The sequence below is a fragment of the Mesorhizobium sp. M0833 genome (assembly GCF_040319905.1).
Lineage (GTDB): Bacteria > Pseudomonadota > Alphaproteobacteria > Rhizobiales > Rhizobiaceae > Mesorhizobium.
The window spans coordinates 113,985-127,065 of the sequence record NZ_JAMYOQ010000003.1; the positions used below are offsets into that span (position 1 = coordinate 113,985).

The following is a 13,081-nucleotide window of genomic DNA, read 5'->3' on the forward strand; positions in this document are numbered from 1 at the left end:
GCGGACGCTCACAAAAACGCACGCTCGCTGAAAGAACCACACGGACGGGAAAAATGCTCCACACGATTTCGGCCTTCGACCGCCTCGGCGAGGAAAATGCGTTCGCGGTGCTCGCGCGGGCGACATTATTGGCCCATCAAGGCCGCGACATCGTCAATCTCGGCATCGGCCAGCCCGACTTCAAGACGCCGCAGCATATCGTCGAGGCGGCGATCAAGGCGCTGCGCGACGGCCATCACGGCTATACGCCGGCCAACGGCCTGCTGGCGACGCGCGAAGCGGTGGTACGCCGCACACTGGCCACCACCGGCGTCGAAGTCTCGCCGGAAGCGGTGATGATCCTGCCCGGCGGCAAGCCGACAATGTTCGCGGCGATCCTGATGTTCGGCGAGCCAGGCGCCGAAATTCTCTATCCTGATCCCGGCTTTCCGATCTACCGCTCGATGATCGAGTTCACTGGCGCTGCCCCCATCCCGGTGCCGATGCGCGAGGAGAACGGCTTTGCCTTTTCGGCTGCGGAGACACTGGCGCTGATCACCCCGAAGACCAGGCTGCTGATCCTCAACTCGCCCGCCAACCCGACCGGCGGCGTCACCCCCCGAGCCGAGATCGAGAAGCTGGTCAGGGGCCTGGAAGCACACCCGGACGTCGCCATCCTCTCCGACGAGATCTACGACGTGATGACCTATGACGGCGAGACGCACTGTTCGCTGCTCACCTTCCCCGAAATCCGTAATCGGCTGATCGTCCTCAACGGCTGGTCGAAGACCTGGGCGATGACCGGCTGGCGCATGGGCTGGTCGATCTGGCCGCACGGCGACAAGGGCGCGCATCTCTATGACAAGGTGCGCAAGCTGGCGGTCAATTGCTGGTCCTGCGTCAACGCGCCGAGCCAGTATGCCGGCATAGCCGCCATCGACGGCCCGCAGGACGACGTCGACAAGATGATGCGCGCCTTCGACCGCCGCAGGAAGGTCGTGGTCGAGGGGTTGAATGCCTTGCCGGGCGTTTCATGCATCACGCCGAAAGGCGCCTTCTATGCCTTCCCCAATGTTTCCAAGACCGGCTGGAAGGCCAAGAAGCTCGCCTCGGCGCTGCTCGAGGATGCCGGCGTGGCGCTGATCGGCGGCCCCGATTTCGGTATTCTCGGCGAAGGCTATGTCAGGCTGTCCTACGCGAATTCCGAAGAAAACATCCTGCGCGCGCTGGAGCGGATCGAGGCGTTCCTGGCGAAGTGAAGACGACGAAAGGAGACGCCAGATGTTCTATGCCATTCTTGCCTATCACGAGGAAGAAGCGATCACGGCGCTGACGCCTGAGCAGGATGCGGCGCTGATGACCGATCTTCTCCAGATCAACGATCGGCTCTACCGTCAAGGCACCCTTGGGCCTGCGGCCCGGCTCGGCGCGACACAAGACGCCTGCACCTTGCGCGGGCCAGGCACCGGAATGGTTATCGACGGCCCCTTCGCCGAGACCAAGGAACAATTGCTGGGACTCTATGTCGTCGACTGCGCCAACCGTGACGCCGCTATCGACATTGCGCGCGACCTTCGCCGCGTCAATCCGACCGCAGTCTACGAAATCCGCCCGATTTCGCTATATTTACCCGGCGTGCCGCTTCCGGTCACCCGGCCCTGATTTAGGACCGGGTCGAGACTAATTTAGCCTCGCCCGACAAATGGCATCTTCGTCGCCATCACGGTCATGAACAGCACGTTGGCGTCGAGCGGCAGGCTGGCCATATGGAGGACCGCTTCGGCGACGCGCTCGACATCCATCACCGCTTCGGCGGCAATGGTGCCGTTGGCTTGCGGCACGCCGACCGTCATCGCTTGCGCCATGTCGGTCAGCGCGTTGCCGATGTCGATCTGACCGCAAGCAATGTCGAAGGGCCTGCCGTCCAGCGCCAGCGTCTTGGTCAGCCCGGTGATGGCGTGCTTGGTCGCCGTATAGGGCACCGAGCCCGGCCGTGGCGCATAGGCCGATACCGAGCCGTTGTTGATGATGCGGCCGCCCATCGGCTGCTGCCTACGCATGGCGCCGAACGCGGCGCGAGCACACAGGAACGAGCCGGTGAGATTGACCCCGACGATGTCGTTCCACACTTCGACCGGGATGTCGTCGATCAATGTCGATTTGTAGCTCGTGCCGGCATTGTTGAAGAGCAGGTCGACGCGCCCGAAAGCCGCAGCCACCGTCTCGAACAGATCGTCGACCTGATCGGCCTTGCTGATGTCGCAGGCGAAGGCCAATGCCTTGGCCTGCGTCGGCCCGGCCGCGGCGATCGCATCCTCCAGCACTGGCTTGCGACGACCGCAGAAGACCGTATTCCAGCCGGCCTTGAGCAGCGCTGTGGCGACGCTCTTGCCGATGCCCGTGCCGGCGCCGGTGACGATGGCGGTTTTATGGTCGGTCATGGCTGTACTCCCTGAAAGGGATGAGGCATCGCAAATGGCGGGAACCATGGCAAGCCGGCCCAAAGCCTGTGCTCACAAAAAGGGCGGCCGTTGGCGACCGCCCCTGATCCGAACCGGGCATGGGAGGAGGAAAGCCGATCCGACTGCCTGAAATCATGCGCTTCCTCGGTTAACGAGAAGCTAACGCCAACGGCGCCGAGTTCCAAGGCTTCCTCTTCGAGCTACCAGCGCGAGCCTGCGACCGGCTTGGCTGTGCTGCCCGTTGCCGGCACCTTCGCCGCCGTCACCGTCGCCTCGACATGGTCGACCAGTGCATCCGGCAGGCCGAGACGGCCGGCAAGCAGGTCGAGATAACCGCGTTCGGCCCGCGTGTCCGGATCGATGGCAAGACGCGAGGCGGTGTAGAGTTCCAGCTTTTGCGCATCGGTCTTGGCCCCTGCGATCAGCACATCCAGATCGAGCGGCGCCTCTAGTTCCGACATCAGGAATTTCTCCGCTTCGGCGCCGACGCCGGCGAGGCTGAGCTTGCCGGCGATCTTCTGCCGCTCTTCGTCATCGACGTGGCCGTCGGCCTTCGCCGCCGAGATCATCGCCCTGACCAGCGTCAGCGTGAATTCGTCTTCGCCCTGCGGCGCTTGCGACGGATGGAAGGCGGTATCGGCCGGCGGCGGCAGCAATTCCGGTTCGCCTGCAGCTTGCGTCTCGGCCGGCGCGTTGCCGTTCTTGTAGTTCTGGTAGGCCTTGTAGGCGAGGCCGCCGATCGCAGCCAACCCACCAAGCTTCACCGCCGCACCGGTGACCTGACGGCCTGGGCCGGTTCCGAGCAGCACCGCGGCCAGCGCACCGGCTGCAAGCGGATTGTCCTTGGCCATCTGCACCGCCTGCCCGGCCTTGTCGCGGACGGTCGATCCGGTGCCAGGAATTTGCGAGCCGAGCAGATCGTCGAGGAGCTTCTTGGGATCGAACATCTATGCCTCCAGAATTGGCCCGGCCGAAGGTGCGCGGGCAGGTTTGGACGTCGAAGACCTAGGTCCCGCAGTTTGACATTACAATGACGGGTGCATCCTTTTACCCGCTGCCACGCATGACCCCGCACCGACATCTGCTGGGATTTCACGCGGAACTCAAAGTGCTGCAGCCTCCTGCCGCGCCCAAAAAAACACGCGGCGCTGGGGACATGGGATGTGTCGAAACCGCCCTCGACTTCGGGTAGTGTCGCGGCATGTCGCTTGGAAGGAGCCTGGCATGACCGATGAGACAGACCGCCAGCCGGCACGCGACCCCCAGGAACTGGAGCGCCTGCTGATTTCACGGCAATGGATCGGAGACATTGACGGCATGGCCGCGCTTTTCGAGCCGCATGCAGTCATCGACAGCGGTGGCGGACAGCTGACGTTCGGCCGCGAAGCCATCCGGGCGCTGTTCGCGGAGATCACCGCAACCGGCCGAAAATTTCAATCCGGAGATCAGCGTCCGGCTGTCGTCAATGGCGACCTGGCGCTCACCTCGACCCGGCTTCCCGACGGCACGATCACCACCGAGGTCGCGCGCCAGCAGAACGACGGGACATGGCTGTGGGTCATCGATCGCTTCTCTGTTGCTTGACGTGAAGTTGCTTCACGTGAGCTAACTTCCGATGTGGCGGGCGCCGCGTGCTTGCGCCAACTCGACCTGGCGCTGGCGCTCGGCGTAACGGGCGCGATCTTCGTCCGAGCGGGCATCGAAGCAATGCGGGCATGAAACGCCGGTAGCATATCTCGGCGACAGCCGGTCTTCCGCGGCTAGCGGATGCCGACAGGCGCGGCAGAGTTCGGCCTCGCCTTCGACCAGCCCGTGCGATACCGAAACGCGCTCGTCGAAGACGAAGCATTCGCCTTGCCAGAGGCTCTGTTCTGCGGGCACATCCTCGAGATATTTCAGAATGCCGCCCTTGAGGTGGAACACATGCTCCAAACCGAGCGACTTCACATAGGCCGTCGCCTTCTCGCAGCGTATGCCGCCGGTGCAGAACATGGCGACCTTGCGCCCGTCGAGTTCATGCCGATGCTGCTCGACCCAGGTCGGGAATTCGCGGAAGCTGGTGGTGGCGGGATCGACAGCGCCCTTGAAGGTGCCGAGCGACACCTCGTAAGCGTTACGCGTGTCGATGACGATGGTGTCCGTATCCGAGATCAGTGCGTTCCAGTCGGCCGGCGCGACATAGGTGCCTGCACCTGCCGCCGGATCGATATTGTCCACGCCCATGGTGACGATCTCGCGCTTCAACCGCACCTTCATGCGGTGGAACGGCATCGTTGCGGCGCTGCTGAATTTGATCTCGAGGCCGGCGAGACCGTCGATGGATTCGAGATGATCGATGAGCGCGGCGATTGCCGTTTCACTGCCGGCGACCGTGCCGTTGATGCCCTCACGCGCCAACAGCAGCGTGCCTTTGATGCCCCGCGCGCAGCAGAAGGCAGCAAGCGGCGCGCGCAGCACCTCGAAGGTGTCGAGCCGGGCGAAGCGGTAAAGCGCGGCAACGCGGAAGGCTTGGCTGGGCAGTGTCATCACCAAGCCACTAAACGCTCACGACAGCCGGATCAAGGCAGAGCCTGGAGTGGTCTGACTGAGGAGGTTTCGAACGCCACGCGTGACATCGCGACACGCCGCGTTTCGTGGACAGAAAAATCGCCTTCTGCTAACCGGTCGACTTGATCAACCGAGGAGATGAAGACGAATGCCCAGCACGACCGAAAAGCTCCTGTCGCTCCTCAACGGCCAGCCGGTCATACCGGTGCTGAAGATCGCCAATCTTGCCGACGCGGTGCCGCTGGCCCGGGCGCTGGCCCGCGGCGGCCTGCCGGCGATCGAGATTACGCTGCGCACCGCCGACGCGCTGGAGGCGATCCGCCGGGTGGCGGGCGAGGTCGAAAACGCCGTCGTCGGCGCCGGCACCATCCTGGACGCCCGCCAGTTCGGCGAGGCGGCGGCCGCCGGTTCGAAATTCATCGTCAGCCCCGGCATCACTCGCGAGCTTCTCGCGGCAGCCAAGGACAGCGATGTGCCGTTGCTGCCCGGCGCCATCACGCCGGGAGAGGTCATGGCCGCGCGCGAAGCCGGCCTGCGCTTTCTGAAATTCTTCCCGGCCGAACAGTCTGGCGGCATTGCCTCGCTCAAGGCTTTCGCCTCGCCGCTTGCCGACGTGAAATTCTGCCCGACCGGCGGTATCACCGGCAAGAACGCCGCCGACTATCTCAGCCTGCCCAACGTCATCTGCGTCGGCGGTTCCTGGGTGGCGCCGGACGATCTGGTCAAGGCCGGCAAATGGGAGGAGATCGAAGCCTTGGCACGCGCGGCAAGCAAGCTCGGGCGCTAGCATCTTCTGCATCAAAGTCGCCGCCGATTTTTGGCCGATCTGGTTCCCCGGCTGGTTCCCGCTCATGGACTCGAACCACGATTCACGCCTTCAAAGGGCGCTGTCCTACCATTAGACGAAGCGGGAGAACGCTGACCGCTGGTTAGCATCCCGGGATGAAGGAAGCCAGTGCCGGTGTGGAGGCAGCCGCGCGAGGTGCCGAGCGCGGCCTACTCGGTCTTGAAGCGTGCCACCGACATGAACTTGACGGCCTTGCCGGTGAACCGGTTGGCGTCGGCCATCTCGTTGCCCGGCTGGAAGCCTACCGTATAGACCTCGCTCGGCGCCGTACGGACGAAGTCGTAGGCGTAGCGCGGCGCCGTTGTCGCATCTGAAACGGTTGCTACATACTCACCGCTGTGCAGCGCCCAACGGGCGGCCTGCGGCGCGGCGGCGACCACCACCGGCTTGGGGCCGGGTTTCAGGTCGCGGGCGGTTGCCCTGGGTTCCTTGCGTGTGGTCTTCACGCCTGCACCGATGACGGCAGCCGGATCGGAGCCGGCCGGGCGGGCAACGATGGCCTCGCGCGGCGATGCCCCGTCGTTCGATGCCCGGTCGTCGCTAGCCGGTTCCTCGAACACCGATGCTTGCTCGGAAAGCGACGCGACCTTGTATTCGTCGGTCGCGCTGACCCTTTCCAGAACGGCCTTGACCTCGTCGGGCTGGGAAGTGTCGGGCCGCGCCGACGGCAATACCGAGAATGCGTCGGTGGCGGTGTTGCTCCGCTCTGCCGCACTCGCCAGCGCCAGCAACACTTGCTTGTCCTGCGGCGCAAGACCCGCCGGCGACAGGTCGGCCGGCAGCGAATGATCGGGCCGCCAGCTCGGCACGGGAATGTTGTTTGCCGCGACCTGCACCGGGCCGGCAGCGGCAGACGCGTCTGCCATGCCGAACGGAACATTTGCCGGCGCCACGCTTGCCGGCGTTTGCGCGGTCGCCACCGCCTGTTCAGTCGATCCAGCCGCATCCGCCACGCCGAACGGAACGTTTTCAGGCGGCTGAGCGCCGACGTCGGTCTTCGGACGCGGAGCAAAATCCGGCAGCGGAATGCTGCGCGCCGGCAATGCCGCGATGATCGTCTCCGGCGTGTCGTTCTCCGGTTCAGGCGCCGGAGCATCGGCGACTTCCGGAATCTCGGCGCGCTTGGCATCCTGAGGCGCCACGATGGCAATACCAGGCAGATTGCTGCTCTTGGCGGACGGCGCCGGCTTCACGTTACGGGGCTTTGGCGCCGGCTCGGCCATCGCCACATCGGCGCTGTCGTCCGCCTCGTCGTCGCCACCGCCGAACAAGGCTGCCAGGAACCCGTGGGATTTTTTGCCGCCGCTTGCGCTGGCCAGTTCAATGGCCGGCGCGCCGGCGCCCTTGCGGGCTTTGTAGGAGGCGAGCGCCTGTTGATAACCAGGCAGCGGCTTGCCGTCGCTCGGCACATGCAGCGTCTTGCCGTTGGGGAACACGCGCGCCAGTTCCTGGCGGCTGATGCCGGGCCAGTGGCGCACATTGCCGACATCCATATGCACGAAGGGCGAGCCGGAGCTGGGATAGTAGCCGACGCCGCCGCCCTGCATCCTGAGCCCGATATCACGCAGCTTCTTCAATGGGACACCGGGAATGTAGAAATCCATCGCCCTGCCGAGCATGTGCTGGCTCTTCTCGGCGACGCCCCTGCTGCGGCTGCGCAGCATCGAATTCGTGGCCGGCGAACGATAGCCGCAGACGACCTGGATGTAATCGGTGGCGCCGCTCTCCCGGTACGCTTCCCAGACCAGGTCCAGCAGGCGCGGATCCATCTTGGTCGGCTCGTTGCGACGCCAGTCGCGCAGGATGATGTTGATCTTTCGCAAGCCCGCCTGGTCGTAGCGGCCGTTGCGCTTGTAGACGATCTCCGCCTTTTCATGCGTGTGGAGATGATAGAGCTTCAGCGAACGTGTCTCGGCGCTGGCGCCGGTTGCCGCCGCTGCAAGGAACCCGACGGCAACAATCACCGCTGCCAGCCATCTCGGCCAGACGCTCATGTGATAATGCCGCCCGTTTTCGTGTCGTTCGATTCTGTTCAAATCAAAAGGCCTTGCAGGCTGCCGTTTTGTCCCCGGATTTGACCAAACGGATGCGTGGTGTGTGCATCCGAATATCGATCCTAATGGTTAATCATCGCTTATTGAAGCCGAAATGCGGTAACACGGTGGCGATATCCCGCCAAAAATATTGCGCCGGATATCTTGGTAAACCGCTGGTTTAGATCATGTTTTGGCGTCAGCTCGAAACACGATCTGTTACCGTCCGCCTTAATACGTGAACACTGTGGCGAACACATCATGTCGAGGCGCAGGTGCGTGGAATGATGTCCGGATGCGAACCGGCTTGGCCCTGTGACTCACGAAGCGAGCCGTTCGACGCGGCCGGTTTCCGGGTCGATGCCGTATTCCTTGAGCTTGCGGTAGAGCGTCGACCGACCGATGCCGAGGCGGCGGGCGACTTCGCTCATCTGGCCGTTGTAGTGATCGATGGCGAGCTTGATCATTTCGAGTTCGACGTCGGCCAGCGCACGCACATTGCCGCGCTCGTCGAGCGCCCGCAGCGTGCCGAAACGAGGCTTGGCCGGTGCATCGGCGTCGGCGGCTGCGATGCCGCCAGCGGCCGATATGTTATCACGCGGCAGGCTTCCCGAAGCCAACCCGGAAACTGGCCACCCTGAAGCTGGCCCCACTGAATTGGGCAAGGCGATACCCGAATCGAGATTGACCGTGCCCTCGACCTGCGCCCGGATCTGCGGGAATTCCTCTTCGGTCAGCATGTCGCCGTCGGCGAGCACCGAGGCCCGGAAGACGGCGTTTTCGAGCTGCCTTATGTTGCCCGGCCAGTCATAGGCCTGCAGCATGGCAAGCGCCGCAGCCGAGATGCCTCGCAGACGGTGGCGCGGATTGGCGGGCGCCACCTTCTCCATGAAGTGCTCCACCAGATAGGGGATGTCGTCGCGACGGTCGCGCAATGGCGGCACGAAGATTGGATAGACGTTCAGCCGATAGAACAGGTCCTCGCGGAACTTGCCGTCCTTGACCTGCTGCAGCAGGTTGCGATGGGTTGCCGAGATCAGCCTGATGTCGACCCTGACGGTCGAGCGCCCGCCAACCGGATCGACCTCGCCGTCTTGTACCGCGCGCAACAGCTTGACCTGCACGTCGAGCGGCAGGTCGCCGATTTCGTCAAGGAACAGCGTGCCGGTGTGCGCTTCGACGAACTTGCCGGTATGTTTTTCGGTGGCGCCGGTGAACGAGCCCCTCTCGTGCCCGAACAGAATCGATTCGACCAGATTGTCGGGGATGGCGCCGCAATTGACGGTGACGAAGGGTTTCGAGCGGCGGTCGCCGCTGCCCTGGATGGCGCGCGCCACCAGTTCCTTGCCGACGCCGGATTCACCTTCGATCAGGATCGGAATGTTGGACGCCGCCGCCTTGCGGCCGAGCCGAATCACCCGATCCATCGCCGGACTGTGGGTGATCATGTCCTTGAATGTCAGATGGCCGCCGCGCTGCCGTGACGAGCGCTTCACTTCGCCTTCGAGCGCTTCGACCTTGAGGGCGTTGCCGATCGACGCCTGCAGCCTGTCGGGGGAGGCCGGCTTGACGACGAAGTCGAAGGCGCCGTGACGCATTGCCGAAACGACGGTTTCGATGCCGCCCTGCGCGGTCTGCACGATGACGGGAATGTGGATGCCACGCTCGCGCATCGCCTTCAGCACGCCGATGCCGTCGAGCCCAGGCATCATAAGGTCGAGGATGACCACCGACACGTCGCGCGCATTGGGTCCGTCGACAAACTCGAGACCCGCCTCGCCGCCATCGGCGACGATCGCGGTGTGGCCGAATTTCGTCACCGCCGCCTCGAGCAGCCTGCGCTGCACGGGATCGTCATCGACTATGAGTATGGAAGCTGCCATGACTGATCCGACCGTGCCCGCCCGAGAATGCGCCCTATGGATCATCTTGGCACAGGGTTCTAAATAAGCTTTCAAAAAACCCGGTGAATGAATTCCTTAGGATTTGACCGGCTTCTCGTTTCCTCGAATTTTTGTGTCTGGAAGGATCGGCAATGCGCATGGTTTTTGCTCGAAAGCTGGCGGCGGCGCCCGGTCAGGGCGTGGCGGAGCTTGGCGACCTGCCGGAATGGAATCTGGCCGATCTCTATTCGGGCATGGAAGCGCCCGAGTTGAAGCGCGACATCGCCAAGGCCGCCGCCGATGCCATCGCCTTCGAGAGCCGTTGGAAAGGCACGCTCGCCGCCGAGGCCGGGCGTGGCAGCGCCGGCAGGCTTGGCGAGGCGCTTCAGGCCTATGAAGCGCTGGAGGAGCTGATCGGCCGCATCGTCTCCTATGCCGGGCTTGTCTATGCCGGCAACACGTCGGATCCGCAGCGCGCCAAGCTCTATGGCGACATCCAGGAAAAGATGACCGATGCCAGCGCCCACCTGCTGTTTTTCGCGCTCGAGCTGAACCTCATCGACGATGGCGCGATCGAAACCGCACTCGCCGCCGATCCGGCCTTCGCCCACTACCGGCCCTGGGTGCTCGATCTGCGCAAGGACAAGCCCTATCAGCTCGAAGACCGCATCGAGCAGCTCTTCCATGAAAAATCGATCACCGGGCGCGGGGCCTGGAACCGCCTGTTCGACGAGACGATGACCGATTTGCGCTTCGACGTCGACGGCGAGGAGCTGACGCTGGAGCCGGCGCTCAATCGCCTGCAGGACGCAGACAGCGAGGTGCGCCGCCGGGCGTCCGAGGCGCTGGCCACGACCTTCCGCAAGAATTTGCGCGTCTTTACTCTGGTCACTAACACGCTGGCCAAGGACAAGGAGATTTCTGACCGCTGGCGGGGCTTCGAGGATATTGCCGATTCCCGCCATCTCGCCAACCGCGTCGAACGCAGCGTGGTGGATGCACTCGCGGCCGCGGTTCGCGACGCCTATCCGCGCCTGTCGCATCGCTATTATGCGATGAAGGCGCGCTGGCTCGGCATGGAGGTGATGAACCACTGGGACCGCAATGCGCCCCTGCCGGAGACCCCGCAGGCGGTCATCGGCTGGGACGAGGCCAAGAACACCGTGCTTTCCGCCTACCAGCGCTTTTCGCCCGACATGGCGGAGATCGCCAGAACTTTCTTCGACCGCAACTGGATCGATGCACCGGTGAGACTCGGCAAGTCGCCTGGCGCCTTCGCGCATCCGACCGTGCCTTCGGCGCATCCCTATGTGCTGCTCAACTACATGGGCAAGCCGCGCGACGTGATGACGCTGGCGCACGAGCTCGGCCATGGCGTGCACCAGGTGCTGGCCGGCGGCCAGGGCGCCTTGATGGCGTCGACGCCGCTGACGCTGGCCGAAACGGCATCGGTGTTCGGCGAGATGCTGACCTTCCGCTCGCTGCTCGAGCAGACCACCGACAAGCGCGAACGCAAGGCCATGCTCGCCCAGAAGGTCGAGGACATGATCAACACCGTCGTGCGCCAGATCGCCTTCTACGAGTTCGAGCGCAAGGTGCATGCCGAGCGCAAGAGCGGCGAATTGACCTCCGACAAGCTCGGCCAGTTCTGGCTGGAAGTGCAGGCGGAAAGCCTCGGGCCGGCGATCAAGCTGCGCGAGGGGTACGAGGTTTTCTGGACCTATATTCCGCATTTCATCCACTCGCCTTTCTACGTCTATGCTTATGCATTCGGCGATTGCCTGGTGAACTCGCTCTACGCGGTCTACCAGAACGCCGAGCGCGGCTTTCAGGAGAAATATTTTGCCATGCTGCGCGCCGGCGGCACCAAGCATCATTCCGAGCTTCTGGCGCCGTTCGGCCTCGACGCGGCCGACCCTGCCTTCTGGCAAATCGGGCTTGGCGTGATCAGCGGACTGATCGACGAGCTGGAAGCACTGGACAATTGATGCGCAACACTGGGTGATGCGCAACACCGGATGACCGGGTTTCCAGAACAGTTTAGCTGCAATGCATATTGTCGGTGGTTCTATTCTTGTCTTGGTTATTTGTTCTTAAATAACTTTCCATGGAAGTTTTCCGTTAGATTCCCGTAAGCTGTATGATAGCGTCCGCCCTCAAGCTCAGCCGGGCACGAATGGGTCTGGTCGGAAAGCCCCGACCTGGTCATGGCGTGTCGGCGGATGCGACAATGGCTGTTGGCCAGGGGCAAACCGGTCGCCGACAGCTCGATCGAAGCCGGCTGTTCTGCAAATTGCGGAACCACCATCGAATGGTCCTTCGCCGAGGTCATGGCTCTACAGGCCAGGGCGGACGGATCGGACTGGAGAGAGAAAGACAATGGGCACTTTTTTCTACATGCTCCTGGCGTTCCTGGTAGGTGTGTTGGTTGGCTGGTTCATTTGGGGACGCCTGCGTGGCGAACTCGACAGTTTGCGCGGCGATCTCGACCGCACGCGCAGCGAACGCGACAGATTGCGGGCCGATAGCGACCGTCTGACCGGCGAGTTGGATGCATGCGGCCGCGCCCGCGCCGATCTCGAACGCCGGCTGGGCGAGCAGGCGCCAACCGCGAAGGCGGCAACAGCCAAGGCGCCAGCCGCCAAGACCGGCGCGACCAAGGCGGCGATGCAGGCGCCGTCAACGCTGATGTCGACATCCGCACCAGCCAAACCGGCGCCGAAGAAATCTGCAACGGCCAGGGCTGCGACCGCGCCACGCGCAAGTGCCGCGAAAACGGCAACGCCGAAACCGCCTGCATCGAAAGTGAGTGCGCCCAGGACCGCGCCGGCGGCAAGCAAGGCTGCGCCGGCGGCAAGCAAGGCTGCGCCGGGTGCAAGCAAGGCCGCACCAGCTGCAAAGAAAGCCGCGACCGGCAACGCAACAGCCACGGCCCCAGGCAAAGCCAACGATCTGCGTCGCCTGATCGGCATCGGCCCGACCAACGAGCGGCTGCTCAAAGGGCTTGGCGTCACGACCTATGCCCAGATCGCCGCCTGGACGCCCGACGATGTCAAGCGGATCGAGGCGACGTTGAATTTCGACGGCCGCATCGAACGTGAACGCTGGATCGAGCAGGCGAAACTGCTTGCCGCCGGTGACGAGAAGGAATTCGCGCGCCGCTTCCCGACCGCGGGGGAAGCCAGCAACACCTGATCCATCGCAAGGTGGCCTTTTGGAACAAGGCGGCGCCCATTGGCGCCGCATTTGTTTTTGCCCCGCGCCTTTGCGTCTTGAGACGCCGCTCCCTCGATTGCACACGGTCGAGCCCCCATATAGATCGATCGCTGG

The 13,081-nt window shown here is 63.7% G+C and carries 11 protein-coding genes and 1 tRNA gene; 6 read left to right on the forward strand and 6 right to left on the reverse strand.

Features of this window, described 5'->3' with window-relative positions; translation table 11 throughout:
- The first annotated feature begins 53 nt into the window (after positions 1-53).
- Positions 54-1,238: a pyridoxal phosphate-dependent aminotransferase gene (locus NKH98_RS04615; protein WP_352896892.1), complete on the forward strand. Its 1,185-nt coding sequence runs from the start codon at positions 54-56 to the stop codon at positions 1,236-1,238.
- A gap of 22 nt (positions 1,239-1,260) precedes the next feature.
- Positions 1,261-1,641, forward strand: a complete 381-nt coding sequence (locus NKH98_RS04620) for a YciI family protein (RefSeq protein WP_254816974.1) — start codon at positions 1,261-1,263, stop codon at positions 1,639-1,641.
- Between the two features lie 23 nt (positions 1,642-1,664).
- Here NKH98_RS04620 and NKH98_RS04625 read toward each other — a convergent pair whose 3' ends face one another.
- The gene (locus NKH98_RS04625; protein WP_352896893.1) at positions 1,665-2,420 is read right to left on the reverse strand and encodes an SDR family oxidoreductase; all 756 of its coding nucleotides are present in this window, start codon (positions 2,418-2,420) and stop codon (positions 1,665-1,667) included.
- Between the two features lie 221 nt (positions 2,421-2,641).
- Positions 2,642-3,388 (reverse strand): tellurite resistance TerB family protein, encoded by a 747-nt coding sequence (locus tag NKH98_RS04630; RefSeq protein ID WP_352896894.1) that lies wholly within the window; start codon positions 3,386-3,388, stop codon positions 2,642-2,644.
- A 277-nt stretch (positions 3,389-3,665) separates the two neighbouring features.
- Between NKH98_RS04630 and NKH98_RS04635 the strand changes: the two genes are divergently transcribed.
- Complete coding sequence (locus NKH98_RS04635; protein ID WP_352506320.1) at positions 3,666-4,025, forward strand: YybH family protein; 360 nt, start codon at positions 3,666-3,668, stop codon at positions 4,023-4,025.
- 21 nt (positions 4,026-4,046) lie between these two features.
- Here the strand turns inward: NKH98_RS04635 and trhO are convergent, their stop codons facing one another.
- Positions 4,047-4,967 carry an oxygen-dependent tRNA uridine(34) hydroxylase TrhO gene (gene trhO, locus NKH98_RS04640; RefSeq protein WP_502894196.1) on the reverse strand — a complete coding sequence of 307 codons (921 nt, stop codon included), beginning with the start codon at positions 4,965-4,967 and terminating at the stop codon, positions 4,047-4,049.
- Between the two features lie 169 nt (positions 4,968-5,136).
- Here trhO and NKH98_RS04645 point away from each other — a divergent pair, with 169 nt between their 5' ends.
- Positions 5,137-5,775, forward strand: a complete 639-nt coding sequence (locus NKH98_RS04645; RefSeq protein ID WP_352647582.1) for a 2-dehydro-3-deoxy-phosphogluconate aldolase — start codon at positions 5,137-5,139, stop codon at positions 5,773-5,775.
- 52 nt (positions 5,776-5,827) lie between these two features.
- Here NKH98_RS04645 and NKH98_RS04650 read toward each other — a convergent pair.
- The 3 genes from NKH98_RS04650 to NKH98_RS04660 form a co-directional block, all read right to left on the reverse strand.
- Positions 5,828-5,901, reverse strand: a tRNA-Gln gene (locus tag NKH98_RS04650).
- Positions 5,902-5,984: 83 nt separating this feature from the next.
- Positions 5,985-7,829 (reverse strand): peptidoglycan L,D-endopeptidase MepK, encoded by a 1,845-nt coding sequence (gene mepK, locus NKH98_RS04655; protein ID WP_352647584.1) that lies wholly within the window; start codon positions 7,827-7,829, stop codon positions 5,985-5,987.
- A 359-nt stretch (positions 7,830-8,188) separates the two neighbouring features.
- Entirely contained in the window at positions 8,189-9,751 is a 1,563-nt protein-coding gene (locus tag NKH98_RS04660; protein ID WP_352736986.1) for a sigma-54-dependent transcriptional regulator, read from the reverse strand.
- A 152-nt stretch (positions 9,752-9,903) separates the two neighbouring features.
- Between NKH98_RS04660 and NKH98_RS04665 the strand changes: the two genes are divergently transcribed.
- Positions 9,904-11,739, forward strand: a complete 1,836-nt coding sequence (locus NKH98_RS04665) for a M3 family oligoendopeptidase (RefSeq protein ID WP_352896897.1) — start codon at positions 9,904-9,906, stop codon at positions 11,737-11,739.
- A 391-nt stretch (positions 11,740-12,130) separates the two neighbouring features.
- Positions 12,131-12,946, forward strand: a complete 816-nt coding sequence (locus NKH98_RS04670) for a helix-hairpin-helix domain-containing protein (protein ID WP_352896899.1) — start codon at positions 12,131-12,133, stop codon at positions 12,944-12,946.
- Positions 12,947-13,081 lie beyond the last annotated feature (135 nt).